Origin of the sequence: Paraburkholderia sediminicola, assembly GCF_046027355.1 — a bacterium.
GTDB lineage: Bacteria > Pseudomonadota > Gammaproteobacteria > Burkholderiales > Burkholderiaceae > Paraburkholderia > Paraburkholderia sediminicola_B.
On sequence record NZ_JAQQEK010000056.1, the window covers coordinates 18,392 to 34,575 of the forward strand.

The 16,184-nt window shown below is 61.0% G+C and carries 14 protein-coding genes; 9 read left to right on the forward strand and 5 right to left on the reverse strand.

Annotated features, from left to right (window positions below; all coding sequences use genetic code 11):
• Positions 1–223: 223 nt before the first annotated feature.
• Positions 224–1,774 carry a bifunctional AfsR/SARP family transcriptional regulator/alpha/beta hydrolase gene (locus PQR42_RS43275; protein WP_408392804.1) on the reverse strand — a complete coding sequence of 517 codons (1,551 nt, stop codon included), beginning with the start codon at positions 1,772–1,774 and terminating at the stop codon, positions 224–226.
• 117 nt (positions 1,775–1,891) lie between these two features.
• On the opposite strand from PQR42_RS43275, the gene PQR42_RS43280 reads away from it, so the two are divergent.
• Positions 1,892–3,274, forward strand: a complete 1,383-nt coding sequence (locus PQR42_RS43280) for an FAD-dependent oxidoreductase (RefSeq protein WP_408392802.1) — start codon at positions 1,892–1,894, stop codon at positions 3,272–3,274.
• A gap of 480 nt (positions 3,275–3,754) precedes the next feature.
• Here PQR42_RS43280 and PQR42_RS43285 read toward each other — a convergent pair whose 3' ends face one another.
• The 4 genes from PQR42_RS43285 to PQR42_RS43300 all read right to left on the reverse strand — a co-directional run bounded on the left by PQR42_RS43285 (position 3,755) and on the right by PQR42_RS43300 (position 8,130).
• Complete coding sequence (locus PQR42_RS43285; protein WP_408220646.1) at positions 3,755–4,756, reverse strand: NADP-dependent oxidoreductase; 1,002 nt, start codon at positions 4,754–4,756, stop codon at positions 3,755–3,757.
• Positions 4,757–4,805: 49 nt separating this feature from the next.
• A complete protein-coding gene (locus PQR42_RS43290) occupies positions 4,806–5,615 on the reverse strand; it encodes an oxidoreductase (protein WP_408392799.1) in 810 nt (269 codons plus the stop codon).
• A gap of 121 nt (positions 5,616–5,736) precedes the next feature.
• Positions 5,737–6,345, reverse strand: a complete 609-nt coding sequence (locus PQR42_RS43295) for a TetR/AcrR family transcriptional regulator (protein ID WP_408220622.1) — start codon at positions 6,343–6,345, stop codon at positions 5,737–5,739.
• Positions 6,346–7,002: 657 nt separating this feature from the next.
• A complete protein-coding gene (locus PQR42_RS43300; protein ID WP_408392797.1) occupies positions 7,003–8,130 on the reverse strand; it encodes a porin in 1,128 nt (375 codons plus the stop codon).
• Between the two features lie 516 nt (positions 8,131–8,646).
• Here PQR42_RS43300 and PQR42_RS43305 point away from each other — a divergent pair.
• The 8 genes from PQR42_RS43305 to PQR42_RS43340 are packed head-to-tail and all read left to right on the forward strand — an operon-like array spanning position 8,647 to position 15,984.
• Positions 8,647–9,678 carry an ABC transporter substrate-binding protein gene (locus tag PQR42_RS43305; RefSeq protein ID WP_408220627.1) on the forward strand — a complete coding sequence of 344 codons (1,032 nt, stop codon included), beginning with the start codon at positions 8,647–8,649 and terminating at the stop codon, positions 9,676–9,678.
• Positions 9,679–9,681: 3 nt separating this feature from the next.
• Positions 9,682–10,515, forward strand: a complete 834-nt coding sequence (locus PQR42_RS43310) for an ABC transporter ATP-binding protein (protein WP_408495763.1) — start codon at positions 9,682–9,684, stop codon at positions 10,513–10,515.
• Positions 10,515–11,354, forward strand: coding sequence for an ABC transporter permease (locus tag PQR42_RS43315; RefSeq protein ID WP_201126681.1), 840 nt, complete (start codon positions 10,515–10,517; stop codon positions 11,352–11,354). The genes PQR42_RS43310 and PQR42_RS43315 overlap by 1 nt, the downstream gene beginning before the upstream one ends.
• Positions 11,355–11,391: 37 nt before the next feature.
• Positions 11,392–12,777 (forward strand): FAD-dependent oxidoreductase, encoded by a 1,386-nt coding sequence (locus PQR42_RS43320; protein WP_408392793.1) that lies wholly within the window; start codon positions 11,392–11,394, stop codon positions 12,775–12,777.
• Complete coding sequence (locus tag PQR42_RS43325) at positions 12,774–13,955, forward strand: CaiB/BaiF CoA transferase family protein (RefSeq protein ID WP_408392790.1); 1,182 nt, start codon at positions 12,774–12,776, stop codon at positions 13,953–13,955. Before PQR42_RS43320 ends, PQR42_RS43325 begins: the two co-directional genes overlap by 4 nt.
• The gene (locus tag PQR42_RS43330) at positions 13,952–14,725 is read left to right on the forward strand and encodes an enoyl-CoA hydratase-related protein (protein WP_408392788.1); all 774 of its coding nucleotides are present in this window, start codon (positions 13,952–13,954) and stop codon (positions 14,723–14,725) included. The genes PQR42_RS43325 and PQR42_RS43330 overlap by 4 nt, the downstream gene beginning before the upstream one ends.
• Positions 14,725–15,060, forward strand: coding sequence for a ferredoxin (gene fdxA / locus PQR42_RS43335; RefSeq protein ID WP_408220640.1), 336 nt, complete (start codon positions 14,725–14,727; stop codon positions 15,058–15,060). The genes PQR42_RS43330 and fdxA overlap by 1 nt, the downstream gene beginning before the upstream one ends.
• Positions 15,061–15,069: 9 nt before the next feature.
• On the forward strand, positions 15,070–15,984 hold the full coding sequence (locus PQR42_RS43340) for a LysR family transcriptional regulator (protein ID WP_408220642.1): 915 nt from the start codon (positions 15,070–15,072) through the stop codon (positions 15,982–15,984).
• Positions 15,985–16,184: the final 200 nt, after the last annotated feature.

Here is a 16,184-nt window from a genome sequence, read left to right on the forward strand (position 1 = left end):
CGTCGGCCAGCGGCGAGAGAGAAGGTCATAGTGCTCGTACGTAGAACTATCCGCAAGAGTGTCGTCGATAGCGCTTCGCTGTCAAGCATCAGAGTTTGAACCGGCACCCTTCCAGATATTTTTACGTAGCTTTTTAAGCCACGTAAAAATATCGCTGTAAAGATACAAGAAGTAATCCGATCCGGCCCACGCAAATCGAAATAATCGACGTAACCGCGTACCGTTACCCAGCGAGACTGCCGACAAATTGCTTGATGTTGTCCAGGACGGGTTGCTGATCGCCCGCGAACGCCCAGTGATCGGCGCCGTCGAGCTCGACGAATCGCGCGTGCGCGATGTGGCTGGCGAGGTGCCGGCCGGCGCCGATGCGAACGGCGCGGTCGTCGTGACGATGCACCACCAAGGTCGGCATGGAAACTCGGCCCAGGAGATGCCGCACATCCATGTCGCGCAACGCCTCGAGCACACCCTTGATGGTTCCCGGGCTCGACGCGGCCCGGAGCAAGCCTGCCCACCAGGCTCTCACCTGAGGATCGCCAGACAGGCTCGGCGCGAATGTCTCAATGCCTGCAGGACCACCCCAGCCTGCGACGAGCTGCTGCAGCCACATGTCATACTGACTAGCCTGAAGTGCGTGGGGATAGTCGTGCGTTGCGGTTCCCTTCGCCAACGAGGCGAACAGAATGAGGCCAGCGACGCGATTGGGGTAATCAACGGCAAACTTGATGCATGCTGGTCCGCCCTCCGACGCGCCGAACAGCACGACCCTGCGGCTGCCCGCGGCGTCTAGCACGGTGCCGATGTCCTGCGCGGTCGCGTCGACGCTGGGATTGAACCCGACCCGGTCGGAAAGCCCGACGCCGCGACGATCGAGCAGGATGAGACGACCCATCTCGGCGAGGGAGGACAGGAACGCCCGGCACCGGGGCTCTTCCCACACCCGTTCGACGTGAGACACGAAACCGGGCAGCATCAGAACATCAATGCGGCCGGCGCCGTAGGTCTGGAATGCGAGATGGACGCCGCCACCACTGACGTAGCGCGTCGACGGCGGCTCCTCGATGGGCAACGTCGCGCCGGCATCTAGCAGCGCGCGGGTCTCCGATTCGGGGGCCACATTGAGCTCGTCGCGAAGGCGCTGCGTCAGGGCCTCGAGGTGCCGCTGGGCCGTGGTCCGGTCTCCAGAGAGCAGAAGGTTGCGGATGAGGTGCCGGCCGTACACTTCGCTGAGCGGATCGAGCTCAACGAGACGGCCGGCGTGCGCGGCCGCGGCCGCGTAGTCGCCGGCCGCATTCTTTTCATGAACCACCCGCTCGAGCGCCTGGATCGCCCGGCCCCGCAAGGCCTCACGGCGAAAGAAAGCCCACTCGTCAAACTGCGGGCAGTCGCCGGGCGAAAAACCCTCGAGAAAGTCACCGAGATAATGGCGGCACGCCCGCTCGAACTCGCCGCGGTCGCAGGCTTGCTCGAACAGCTGGGAATCCACCTGCAGATCGATCGCTGCCGACCATCGAACTGTTGACCGGTCGGTGGTGAGAACCTCGTCGCCAAGCGTGAGCTGGAGGCGATGCAACAGACGCCGCAGCCGCGCCCGTACAACCTCTTCGCAGCCTTCCGGCCACAACATCGTGGCGCTGACGTCGCGTCCGACTGAGCCCTTCGCTTCGGCCAGGTAGACCAGCAGGGCTAGGCCCTTGCGCAGGGGCAGCTGGCACAGCCGGTCGTCCCGACGGATCTCCGGAAATCCAAGCGTCCGCACGCTGAACAGAGCCATGGCGAGGCGACCTTCAATGACGGCGTCCGGGGACGCTCAGGGGACGAGGCAATCCTACCATTCCCTGCAAACGATGGTCGCTGGACTCATCGCGACGGATTGAACTGGAGGATTGTCATGAAGAACCTGGGCGAGCATGCGATCGTGATCGGCGCCAGCATGAGTGGGCTCCTGGCCGCCCGCGTGCTGTCGGATTTCTATACCATCGTCACCGTGCTTGAGCGCGATGCGTTTCCGGCAGGAGACACGCCGCGCAAGGGCGTGCCACAAGGTCGTCATACCCATGGGCTACTTGCGCGCGGCAGCGCGGTACTCGAGGAATTCTTCCCAGGATTCAACACCGAGGTTGTCGCGCAAAGCGGCGGCTTGATCGGTGATGTAGTCAACGATGTGATCTGGATAGGTCGCAACGTCAGGCTTGCTAACGGCACGAGCGACCTGATCGGCCTGCTTGCCAGCCGTCCCGTGCTCGAAGGCCATCTGCGCCGACGGCTCCTTGGATTGCCGAACGTGCGCGCCATAGAAAGTTGCGCTGTGCGGGGTCTTGTCACCGACCCCGTTCGCAAGAGCGTGACCGGTGTGCGCGCATGTGTCGATGGCAAGCCGGAAGAGACCATCAACGCGGACCTTGTCGTCGATGCGACTGGCCGTGGCTCATGCAGTGCGGCGTGGCTTGAAGAGCTCGGCTACCAACCTCCCGCCAATGAGAAAGTCGAGATCGGCATCTGCTACATGACCCGTACGTATCGACGTCGGCCGACTGATCTTGACGGCAAGCACGGTATCGTTGTCGCCGGTAGTGCGCCGAACTGGCGCAACGGTGTCATGCTCGCGCAGGAAAGCGACAGCTGGATCGTCAGTGCCGGTGGTTTTCTTGGCGACGACGCACCCGACAACGACCAGGGCTTTCTCGCGTATCTGGCGACGCTGCCGACCATGGAAATTCACGACGTTGTCGCAGGAGCGGAGCCGCTAACCGATTACAGGCGCTACCGCTACGTCTCCAGCCTGCGCCGGCGGTACGAAAAGCTCGCGCGCTTCCCCGAAAATTACCTGGTTTTCGGTGACGCCATCTGCAGCTTCAACCCGGTCTACGGGCAGGGCATGACGGTCGCGGCAGAGGAAGCGTTGACGCTGCAGCGGTGCCTGCGCGCGGGTTCGAACGATCTTGCGCGTCGATTCTTCAGGGTGGCCGCGAAGATCGTCGATATTCCGTGGGACATCGCGGTTGGCAACGACCTCCGCCATCCACAAGTCAAGGGCGCACGCCCGCCGATGCTGCGTTTCATCAACTGGTACATTGGCAAGCTTCACCTTGCCGCGACGCACGACAGCACGCTGGCGACAGCGTTTCTGAAGGTCGTCAACCTGATGATGCCGCCGTCGTTGCTGCTCAGCCCTGCGATCGCCTGGCGGGTCTGGCAGGGCAACCGGAGGTCTGTGCTATCGGTTACCTCGCCTGCAATTGAAGTAGCGAGGCGGAATAGCGCATCGTTATGACCTGGCATCACGGTGTTGACCGGCGCAGGCATCTAACGCGCGCTCGCCACGATGGCGCGCATGATATGCGCCGTTTTTGAAACCGAACGTTCACGGCGGCGGGTCGGGCGAACGTCCGGAAAACGGCGTCTTGCCACCCCTACACGGCTACTTCATGAACGTTGGCCACGGCCGGCAAGCGAAAGGCGATCTCGCGTGAGCGAACGGCCGTAGAACTTTGAGAACGGCTATTGCCGTGCGGCGATCTGGATGACGGCAATGGGGTCGCGTGCTGCCGATCGAGGCGGTGCGGGATCGGGTAGTCTATGCCGTTTGCATGAGGCAGTGATCGGCCAGGAGCCCTCGCTCCTCTTGATTCTTCTGAGGACGTTTGAAGGCCGGCTCCACGCTGACAACGGACGTTGACATTCAGCGGTCCAGGAAATTCACGTCGAACAAGTGCCGTTACGTCTGCGAGAAATCAAATAGAGATCTCTCCCTCTATCGGATCTTGATGACAACTTTACCCTTTGAACGTCCCGTTTCGACGTAAGCCAAAGCCTCTCGTGTTGACTCAAACGGAAAGATTCGATCGATCACGGGTCTGATCGCACCTGAGTCAATGAGCGTAGCGATCTGGCCTAGCTGGTCGCCATCGGCACGCATAAACAGGAATGAATAAGTGACCTCACGACGCTTAGCCGCCTTCCGGATGCGATAGCTTAGAAAGCCCATCACGGTTTTCAGAAACCAGGAGGCGCCCATCTTTTTAGCGAAATCAGGATCGGGCGGACCGGCGATTCCGATGAGCTTGCCACCCGTTTTGAGAACTCGCAGCGATCTTTCGAGCGTATTTCCACCTTGCGTATCCAGCACCACGTCGCAGTCTTTCAGCACGGCGGTAAAGTCGTCTTTCTTATAATCGACGACGATATCCGCCCCAAGTTGCTTCATCAATCCGGCATTCGCGGCGCTCGCTGTCGTCGCGACGATCGCGCCCAGATGCCTGGCCAGTTGGATGGCAAAGGTGCCGACACCACCCGAGCCGGCGTGTATCAATACCTTTTGTCCTTTCTTCAGTTGACCTTTTTCGACCAGCGCTTGCCAGGCGGTCAAGCCCACCAGCGGGATTGAAGCCGCTTCTTCCATAGTGAGTGTTTTGGGCTTGAGGGCTACGCCGTCTTCCTTGACCGCGATGAATTCCGCGAAGGTGCCGATCCGATCTTTGTGCGGTCGCGCATAGACCTCATCGCCCGGCTTGAATCGCCGCACGCGCGATCCGACGCGGACAACAACTCCGGCCAGATCATTGCCCAAAATCAGCGGCAAACGATAGGGCAAAATGAGCTTGAACTCTCCATCCCTGATCTTTGAATCGAGAGGATTCACGCCAGCGGCGTGAATCTGGATCAATACGTCGTCCTCACGCAGCTCCGGAACCGGCATATCGCCGGCGCGTACGCCACTCTTGCGTCCATATCGATCGACGACGAATGCCTTCATCATGGTTCGTTGTTCCTTGCCAGTTTCATGTTGCGTTAAGTAATTCCGTCTACGTTGTGAGCCGCAGATCTTTGCGAATGCCGGCGTCTACCACGCCCGCGGGTGCAAATCTGCGTAGCAATCGCAGACGGCTGGCGAGTCCACCGGCTGCGTAGCGGAGTTTCGGACGAGCCGCGAGAGCCGCCTGCAGTACGGTCTCGGCCACAATCTCGGGACCGTCAGCACCCTCGACCACCTCCTTGACTCGCTTATCCACGGCCGAGCGCACCTCGCGGTACTCGTCGAGGGGGGCGTCGGGCGCCATAAAGTTCGCGTCGAAAGGCGTCTTGATGTAGGCAGGCTCAATAACCGATACCCGGATGCCCATTGTGCGCAATTCATGGTCGAGCGACTCTGAATACCCTGCAACCGCGTGCTTGGTGGCGGAATAGAGCGCCATATAGGGCATGGGTAAGAAACCCAGCACGGAGCCGATGTTGATGATGCGGCCGCTACCTTGTCGCCGCATATGGGGCAACACGGCGCGCGTCATACGGATAATCCCGAAGAAGTTCGTATCGAAGATCGCACGGGCCTGGTCAAGCGAACTCTCTTCCGCAGCGGCAGGGGCGACGCCGAAGCCCGCGTTGTTCACTAGCAGGTCGATGCGGTTGTGCAAGCGCAGGACTTCTGTGACAACCGCTTCGACTGATGCTTCGCTAGTCACGTCCAGCGGCAGCATCTCGAACGTCCGCTGGCCGGCTTGTGCACGGCGCCGGCTGGTACCGTAGACCTTGTACCCGGCCTTGGTAAGGCGGTTCGCAGTGGCCTCGCCGATGCCCGACGAGGCGCCCGTAACGACGGCTATTCCGCTTTTCATAATGTCCTTCCTTCAGATGGTGAGCAATGCCTTTGCGTGGCGAGTCGAGTGTTTGTCCTGCCTAAAATATTATGATCATCATATTTTTAATCCAGCAAAAACGCACGTCGAACAAGCGGATTTACTCGTCAGCGGGTGCGAATTTCTTCAATGCGGCTTCGAGAAAACCGTCGGATAGCTTGGGGTCGTCTACGGCGCGCGCTAGCACCATGGTGCCGACCATACTGGCAACGATCATCAGTGCCTGTTCATGCGCACCCGGTTGACCCCAATCAGGCGATTGGCGCGCAACGACGTCGATCATCTCCTTGATTCGGCGGGTGGCCGCACGCCGCACGACCGGCGCCTGGCGCGGCATCTCTGAGCCAAGAGCGGAGATCGGGCAGCCTGTCTCTATGCCTTCGCGGTGTTCCTTCGACAGATAGGCGCGTACCATCGACGGTAATGCCTGTTCCGGCGGCACAGAGGCTGCGATTTGCTCCGACAGGGCCACTGACTCAGCGCCGGCGCGGTCGGCCGCTTCAGCGAGCAGCACCTCCCGCGATGGAAAGTGCGCGTAGAAGCCGCCATGTGTCAGGCCGGCCTCTTTCATGATGTCGGCCACGCCCGTACCGTCGTAGCCGCTGCGCCGGATCGCGCGCGCGGCAACCTCCACGATGCGCTCATGCGTGATTTCCTTGCGGCCGACCGGTTTCCTAGTGATTGATGACTTTTGCATGATGATCATCATATACTAATTTGGCACAAATTTGTTGTGCGGAGCAATCTCGATGGAGCTCAAGGCCTCCCAAGCAGCGCAAGCGTGCGCAACTCCCGTCAAGATGCTGAGTCTGACCGCGTGTTTCATGCCGGTGGTCGTGGCAGGGCTTTTCTTCGCGCGCCTCCCGGCTGGCACCCGTGAGAACGGGGGCTGGAGATTCCGCGTTGGGCTTATCCTGGCATGACCGCTTTTGCCTCGGGAGCGGACATATAGGCTGCGCGGTATCGAATGGCAGTTCAGGGTCGAAAGTGCGAATTCCGGCTTCCGTGAGACCGGTCATTCGCGACCGCCGACCTTCAAATGTCAGGAAAGCGCCCCGTAGCCGCCTGACCAACGCCGATACTCGAATTTCGGCAATGGCCGAACTGCGGGCTGACTCGAGGGGGAGTGATCCTTGCCCCCTGGAAGCTGCCGATGAGGCGGCGTTTGCTCCAGTATCGGAAGTAGGGCGACTCTCGCCGTCGGCGCTGTTTTGAACCGGTTATTTGAAAACCGGCCACAGAAGTGAAGCGCGAATGGCCGCAACGGCCGCGGCACTTCTGCTTGGTTCAACAGGCGCCGCCTGTTCAGGAGACGTCCCGATGGCCGATTCGCAATCCTTTCTGTCCGCCAGGCTGGTAACACCGCTCACCATTTATGCCGGAGTCCGATCACCGCTGAGACCTGCGACTTGGTGGTCGACGGGGAAAGCGAATAGATCTGCGCGTGCTGCGCGTCACCCGCCGCTTTCTGATAGATGCCTACGAGGAAGAGATCGGTGCGCTTGCTGAGCAGGTAGTCCACGCCGGTATTCACCTGATGCCATTTTGGACTGTTGTCCTGCGGGTGGTATTGCCCCGTGGTGAAGATATACGCGGCGCCAAGAATGAGTTGCGGCGTCACGTAGTCGGTCAGCGAAACCTCAAAATTTTGCAGCGTCAGACGCGACGTGTCGAGATAATCGAATCGCGCATTGGTATAAAGCAGCGACAGGTTCGCCGGACCGAACGCGTAAGCGCCGCCCGCTCCAAACATTCTTTGCTTGCTGACGCCCGCGTTGGTCGCCGGATTTGTGATGAACGGCGACGTGAAGCCATAGTCGTTCACCACCGCGCCGTTCGTGTTATTGGCGTCGTTCGGCGTATTGACCTGAAGGAACGCCAGGCCGGCCGACAGCGGCCCGTTGCGATACTGCACCGCGGCGCTATAGGCATTGTTGTCGGAGAAGCCGCCCGCCTTATTCGAGAAGCCGTAGAGTCCTTCAAACTGAAGACCTTTGTAGTCGATGCTCTTGTACTGGACCGCGTTGTTGATCCGGAACGTGTCGAACACGTTGTCGCTGTCGCCAATGTGCGCACCGTACGCTGCGAACTGACAGGCCGACGAGAAGACACACAATGTGACTGCCTCGTCGTATTGACGGCCTAGTGTTACCGTTCCGAGGGTATCCGACGACAAACCGACAAAAGCCTGCCGGCCAAACTCACGGCCGCCTTGCGACAGTGCGCCAGTCGCCACGCTGTAGCCGCCTTCCAGCGTGAAGATGGCCTTCAGTCCCCCGCCCAGATCCTCTACACCCTTCATTCCCCAGCGAGGCGTCTGCATCGGCCCGCTCGCGAACTGCCACGTCGCGTGGCCTTGCTTGTCTGCACCTTTCTGATTGTTCGCATAGACGATGCCCGTCGAAATCAGCCCGTACAGGGTCACGCTGCTTTGGGCGGATGCAGTCTGGCAGAACAATGTCATTGCGGCGAGAACAAAGATGCGTCGATTCATGATTTCCTTTGAATGCTTTTTTTGGAAAAGTGAAAGTGGATTTTTGAATCTGAATTGTGGTTAGGATCACGAAGCAAAGCCATTGTGCAGCGAAGGTTTTGTGTCTTCGATAACTGTCTCAGCTTTCTCTGATTAATGGGCGGCGCAGCAATGCGATCCCGCATCGGGATTGCCTTTAATTACAAAATCCTTTCGGAAATCGCCTTGCGTTGAAGTAAATCTGATGCGATTGGTGGCGATTCTTGCGGAACAAAATTCTCGACGGCTAGCACTGAATTTGACTACCAGTGATCGAATTTTTAGCGCGTCGAGGTCGAACTGGTGCACGAATCACGCACGCTTTTGGGCAATTCGTCAGAAAGCTTGCGAAGGAAGGGCGCTCTAATTTTGGCATCGCTCATCTTCAAAATTGATGCTTGCGAGGACACTTTTGGCTCTTAATAATCGTTTGGACCGGCAGCACTGAGCGTTTGACGACCGGCCCCTTGTATCCAGGAAGGACCAACGGAGGAGATGATGTCAGTAATCGAAAATGCCGGACGTCGGCGTTTGCTGCGGATGACACTCGCGGCGGGCGGCATGGCTGCGACGGGCGCACTGCTTTCGGTGCGCGCCTTTGCGGGCGACAGGGCAACCGTCAACATGCAGCTGGGCTGGATCCCGGGCGGCAACCAGGTCGGTGAAGTGACGGCGAAGCGGCTCGGCTATTACGAGCAGGAAGGAATCGATTTTCACATCCAGCCGGGCGGCCCGAATATTGACGGCGTCGCGATTGTCGCCTCGGGCCGATCCGAGGCCGGTGAGATTTCGTCGAGCCCGTCGATCATGCTTGCCGTCTCGGAAGGCTTGCCGATCAAATGCATTGCGACCGGTCTGCAGCAGCATCCTTACAGTTTCTTTTCGCTCAAGAAGAATCCCGTGCGCACACCGCACGACATGATCGGCAAGCGCATCGGTATCCAGTCGACGGGCATGGTGCTGCTCAAGGCGTTGCTCGCGAAGAACAAGATCCCGGAAAGCCAGGTCAACATCGTGCCGATTGGCGCGGACATGATGCCGCTTCTGAGTGGTCAGGTCGATGCGGTAACCGGCTGGCAAACCAACACCACGGCGCTCAAGCCACTCGGCGCGGATCGCGTCGACTTGCGCCTGTGGGACACCGGCGTGCGCCTCTACGCGCTGCCGTACTACGCGAACACCGCGACGCTCAAAGACCATCCCGACACCGTGGCGCGTTTCCTGCGCGCAACCGCACGTGGCTGGCTCTACGCGAATGCGCATCGTGACCAGGCTGTCGATCTACTCATCAAGGAATATCCGAACCTGAACCACGCCGATGAGCGTGTCGCGATCGATTCGCTGATGGGCTACGCGTTCGATCAGACCACGCAGACCCAGGGCTGGGGCACGATGGACGCAAAGGTCTGGGAAGAGCAGATCACGATGTACGGTCAACTGGGCCAGTTCCAGAAAGGTCAGCCCAAGGTCGACGACGTGATGACGATGGACGTTCTCAACGCTACCCGTTCCTCTCGCCTCAAGGTGTAATCCATGCATGCTGCCACTATGAATCCGCCGCGCGCGGAAGGGTCCGGCTCGTCGGTCGGCGCGCTGCAAGACACCAATCTGTCTATCAGTTGCCGCAATATCAACGTGCGCTTCTTCACCGACCGGCGCAGCGTCACCGCGATCGAAGGCTTGAGCCTTGACGTCGCGGCCGGTGAATTCCTCACGCTCCTCGGGCCCTCGGGCTGCGGGAAATCGACGTTCCTGCGAGTCGTCGCGGACCTCATCAAGCCGAGCCGCGGCGAGATCAGCGTGCTCGGCGCGGCGCCCCGTGTCGCGCGTGAGCATCGGGACATCGGCTTCGTGTTTCAGGACGCGGCGTTGCTGCCGTGGCGCACGGCGATCCAGAACGTGCAGTTGCCGCTTGAAGTCGCCGGCGGCAAGGCGCGTGCGGGCCGGGCGACACCGCGCGAACTGCTCGAACTCGTCGGCCTCAAGGGGCGCGAGGACGCTTACCCGCACGAGATGTCCGGCGGGATGCGCCAGCGTGTCGCGATTGCGCGAGCGCTCGTCAGCGACCCGAAAGTTCTGCTGATGGACGAGCCTTTTGGCGCGCTCGATGAAATCACACGTGACCGTCTGAACGACGAATTGCGCCGCGTCTGGAAAGAGATGGGCCTCACGACGCTTTTCGTCACCCACAGCATCTATGAAGCGGCGTTTCTCGGCCAGCGCGTGCTGATGCTGGCCGCCAACCCTGGGCGTGTGAAGGAGATCGTCCCGGTTGGATTGCCAGAAGACCGGACCCTCGATATCCGCGAGACCCGTGAATTCGTCGAACTCGCTGCCTATCTGCGGCGCGTACTGGAGACCTGCTGATGACCACGTCCGAAATGCAATTGAACCTGTCGTCTCAAGCGGCGGATCCTGAAGCGCAAGCGTGGCTTGCGCAACGCCGCCAGCGCCTGTGGCGCGCGCGCCTCCTGCCGGTACTCGGCGTCGCGGGCTTGCTGTTCGCGTGGTGGGCGGTGGTGGCGGGTTTTCATGTGAAGCCGTTTATCGCGCCGTCGCCGTTCCTGGTTCTGGAGACGCTTTTCAACAAGAGCGATGTGCTGCTGCAGAACCTGGTGCCGACGGCGATTGAGGCAGTGGGTGGCTTCCTGCTCGGCAACCTGGCGGCGATCCTGATCGCCACCGTCTTCGTGCACAACAAGACGCTGCAGGACATCTTCTATCCGGTCGCGGTGATGATCAACTCGATTCCGGTGGTCGCGAAGGCGCCGATTCTCGTCCTCATCATGGGTAACGGTCTTGAGCCGAAGATCACGATTGCGGCGATCGTCTGTTTCTTCCCGACGCTCGTGAACATGGTCCGCGGGTTGCAAGCGGTGAACCCGCAGGCGATGGAACTGATGCAGATCCTGTCGGCAAGCAAGCGCGAAATCTTCTTCAAGCTTCGCCTCTACGCTTCACTGCCCTATCTCTTCTCCGCATTGCGCATTGCCGCGTCGATGTCGGTGATCGGCGCGGTGGTCGGCGAATGGATCGGCGCCACGCAAGGTATCGGCGCCATGATCATTCAGGCGACCTACAGCTTTGATTCGGCCTTGCTGTACACGGCAATCATCATGAGCGCTGTGCTGTCCGGCATGTTTTTCCTGGTGATCGCGATTATCGAACGCCTGGTGGTCAGATGGCAGCCCGAAAGCACGCATTGAACCGAACACGAAACACCCGAATTCTCAGAGGAGACAAGTGAACATGATCAGCGATTTGATTCAGGAAAGCGTGCGCGATGTGCGCGTTGCGGCCAAGGCAAACGTCGTGGTGGTGGGCGGCGGTCCCGCAGGCCTGTCGGCAGCGATTGGGGCGGCGCGCAACGGCGCCGAGGTGATTCTGCTGGAGCGTTACAACCACCTGGGCGGCCTCGCATCAGGCGGCATGGTGCTGGTGCTCGACGACATGTGGGACAACCACCTGCAGGAGATTTCAGTGCGCGGCGTCTGCATGACCTTCATCGAACGGATGGCGGCGCGCAAGCTGGCGATGTTCCCGCGCTCGGACGAGTGGGGCGAGGATCCCGCCGCGTATCGCAAGTGGGGGCGCTGGGGCACCTTCGACTTTCACAGCCAGAAGACGCCTCACCCCGTGTGTTTCGCCGCAGCGTTCGATCCGGATGGGATGAAGCGCGTCGCGCTGGAGATGGTGGAATCGCTCGGCATCAAGTTGCGTCTGCATTCATGGTTCTCGCGCACGCTGGTCGAAGACGGTCAGGTGAAGGGCGTGATCTGCGAGACGAAGAGCGGTCGTGAAGCGATCCTCGCCGACGTGGTGATCGACGCGACGGGCGACCTGGATGTTGCAGCATCGGCGGGCGTGCCGCATGTCGGCGGCACTTACATCACGACGACGGTATTTCGACTCGGCGGCGTCGATACGGAGGCGGCCGAGCGTTTCGAAGCGGAAGAGCCCGAGGCGTTTGCGGCATTGGATCGTCAGATCAAGCGCATTCTCGGTGGTTCGTGGGGCTACTGGTGGCTGAAGACACCGCTGCCCGGCGTGGTGTGGTGCAACTGCCCGCACATGGCCGGTCTCGACGGCCTCAAGCCCGAAGACCTGACGCGCGCGGAAGTGCAGGGCCGGCGGCACATTCACGCGGTGGTCGATTTCGTGCGCGAGAAGCTGCCCGGCTTCGAGCAGTGTTACGTGATCGATGTCGCGCCGCAAACCGGTGTGCGCCAGACGCGTCTGCTCGAAGGCGAGTACGTGATGACGAAGGACGACCTCGCGCAGCGTACCCGCTTCGACGACAGCATTGCGCGTGGCCGTGATTACTACATGCCGTATCGCGTGTTGCTGCCGAAGCAGATCGACAACCTGCTGGTTGCCGGCCGCCACTATTCGGCGACCTCGCAGGCGCAGAAGATGTCGCGTGAAATCCCGCCTTGCATGGCAATGGGCGAAGCCGCCGGTGTGGCTGCCGCGCTCGCGCTCGATGCGGGCGTGCGAGTGCGCGACGTCGACGTGCATGCACTGCAGAAGACCTTGCGTGTGCAAGGCGCCGATCCGGGTGACCAGACCGGCCGCAACGCCGACATTCCGCCGCTTGCCGCGCACATCAATCAGCGGGAGGCCGCATGAGCGTCGCCGACAGCATTGCGAAGACGTCCGACCTGCCGCTTGCCGGCGTACGTGTCATCGATCTCACGCAAGTCATGATGGGCCCGGTCTGCACGCAGATGCTCGCCGATTACGGCGCCGACGTGATCAAGGTCGAGCGAAAGGGCGCGGGCGACTTGAGCCGCTCGACGTTCGAGCCGGTGGCCGGCGCGGACAATCCGATCTTCTGCAGTCTGAATCGCAACAAGCGCAGCGTGGCGCTCGACCTGCGCGACGCGCAGCAGATGGCTGATCTGAAGGCGCTGATCGCGGACGCGGATGTGGTCGTCAGCAATTTCCGCGCGGGCGTGATGGACCGCATGGGCGTTGGCTATGAAGACTGCCGCCGATTGAATCCGCGGATCATCTATGCGGTGGGCACGGGCTTCGGCGAAACCGGACCCTATGCGCACAAGGGTGGCCAGGACGTGCTCGCCCAGGCGATGAGCGGTGTGATGGCGCGCCGCGCCGATGAGTCGCTGCCGATTTCCGTGTACCCGACAGCGCTCGCCGACTATTCGGCCGGCATGCACATGGTGCAGGGCATCCTGCTCGCGTTGCTGCATCGTGAACGCACGGGCGAGGGGCAGAAGGTCAACGTGTCGCTGTACAACTCGATGCTCGCGATGCAGATGCAGGAAGCCGCCATGATCATGATGGCCGACTCGGAAGTGAACTGGGCCGCGATGCCGCTCTCGGGTGTCTTCGATACGCACGATGGTGCGCTGGTACTCGTGGGTGCGTTCAAGGCGAATCCGCTGCGCGACATCTGCGCTGCACTGCAGATCGAAGATCTGTCGCTCGACGCACGCTTTTGCAATCTCAACCAGCAGTTCGTTCATAAGACCGAATTGCAGCGGATCTTCCGCGAGCGTTTTGCGAGCAACACGCGTGACTTCTGGCTCGCCCGGCTCGAAGAGCAGGACCTGTTGTGTGCGCCGGTGCGTGATCTGCGTGAAGCGCTGGTCGATCCTCAGACTCTGCATAACCAGCTGATTCTGGAAGGCGAGGGCGAAGGCCAGCCGGTGCGCTTCATCGGCAGCCCGATCGAGCTTTCGCACGCGCCGGTTGGCCTGCGGCGCGGGCCGCCGCGCCTCGGCCAGCATACCGAAGAGGTCCTGCAACAATTACGCGGCAAGGTCGCCACGGAGGCTGTATGAGTGTACGTCTTGTCATCGACCAGCACGTCGCCACGGTGACGCTGGCGCGGCCGGAAGCGCTCAACGCAGTGGACCTTGCCACTGAAGCAGAACTGCAACGCGTGTGGACCGAGCTCGAGCATAACCGCGATGTGCGGGTCGTGGTCCTGACCGGCGAAGGGGAGCGGGCGTTCTGCGTCGGCGCGGACCTGAAGAACCCGTCGGTGAGCGGTGTTGAATATTGGGCGGCGCCGCGCCCGGGCGGCTTCGGCGGCATTGCGCTGCGCGAGACGCTGAACGTGCCGGTGATTGCGCGAGTCAACGGTTATGCTTTGGGTGGTGGCTTCGAAATGGTGCTGGGGTGCGATCTGGTGGTCGCCTGTGACGAGGCGAGCTTCGGGCTGCCCGAGGCGCTCGTCGGGCGCATGCCGCTCGACGGCGGCATGACCCTGCTGCAACGCCAGATCCCATACCGCCAGGCAATGGCGATGTTGATGACCGGCCGCCGGATTTCGGCACGCGAGGGGCTCGATATGGGCCTCGTCAATGAAGTCGTGCCACGTGCCGAACTGGATGCCGCCGTCGAGCGTTGGGTTCAGGCGCTGCTCGCGTGCGCTCCGCTGTCGCTGCAGGCGATCAAGCAGGTGGTCAAGCGCACGTCCACACTCTCGCCGGCGGACGCTCAGGCGTTGCGACTGCCCGCCCTGGTGGCCGCACTTCAATCCGACGACGCGAATGAAGGCGTGCGCGCGTTCCAGGAGAAGCGCAAACCGGTCTGGAGCGGACGCTGATGGCCTACGTCATCACTTCGCCCTGCATCGACGTCAAGGACGGTGCGTGTGTGCAATGTTGTCCGGTTGACTGTATCTACGAGGGCGGGCGCACGCTCTACATCCACCCTGAGGAATGCATCAACTGCGGGGTGTGTGTCTCAGTGTGTCCGACCGAGGCTATCTTTCACGATGAAGAACTCCCGCAAGCGGAGGCTATATTCGCCGCCGTGAACCGGGATTTCTTCGGGCCGGACGCCAGTGCGCTCGGTTCCCCGGGTGGCGCATGCGACGTAGGCAAGGTAGCCTGCGATCATCCCGTGGTCGCGGCCTGGACGGTGCGGCCGATGAACTGAGAAAACACGATGCATGCGAATGTCCTGAAATATTTTGTCGAAGTGGCTCGATGCAGTTCGATCCGCAAGGCCGCGCAGAATCTCTATGTCGCGTCGAGCGCGGTCAACCGGCAGATCCTGAAGCTCGAAGCGGAGATGGGGACCGAACTGTTCGACCGGCTGCCGAACGGTATCCGGTTGAACGCAGCCGGCGAGCGCATGCTGCAACACATTCGCGCGACGCTGAACGACTTCCATTTGATGCGCAGCGAACTTGACGACCTGAAAGGCGAGCGCAAGGGACACGTGTCAGTGGTGGCAATGGATTCGCTTTTCGTCGACTTTCTACCGGCGACCGTCGAGGAGTTTTCGGATGCCTATCCGGCTGTGACCTATTCGATCGCCGCCGTGCCGCCCCATGATGTACCGACGCGGCTGGTCAGTGGCGAGTATGACGTCGGTATTTCGTACATTACGAAGCTGCCCGCCGGGCTCGATGTCGTGACCGAAGTATCGTTGCCGCCGGGCGTGGTCATGGCATCGTCGCATCCGCTAGCGAAGACGGAGCGCATCAGCTTCGACGAATGCCGCAATCATGCGTTTCTGCGGCTCGAAGGACGATCGCCGATCCAGGGCGTCGTCACCACCGACTTTCCCGAGTACTGGGAGTCGCTACAGCCGAGCGTCACCTGTAACTCGACGACGCTGCTCAAGCGGCTCATTGCGTCTGGTCGAGGCATCTCGTTTTTCTCCAAACTGGCTTTTCTCGACGAACTGGCGCGAGGTGACGTGGTATGGAGACCGCTCGACGACGTGAACGTTAACGCGCTCACCGTCGGCGTCATCACGCCCAACCAACGCGCGCTGCCTCACGTAACGTTGGAGTTCGTCGAACGTATCGTGCGACGCCTGAAGCACGTCGACCTGTCGTTGCGCAACGCCTGATCTCCGCGTTGTTGCTGATCGCGCTTTGCCGCGGGCAGGGCGACGCCGCGTTCGGTAGTGATCGCGCGCCTTCGTGTGTATGTAATTAGTCATCTTATGTGACGGGCTGCATTTTGGCCCTCCTATCTCGACCGCCCGCCATCATCCGGATAGCGGTAGATGGTCCTCCAACTATCAGGAACACAACATGGTCACATCAG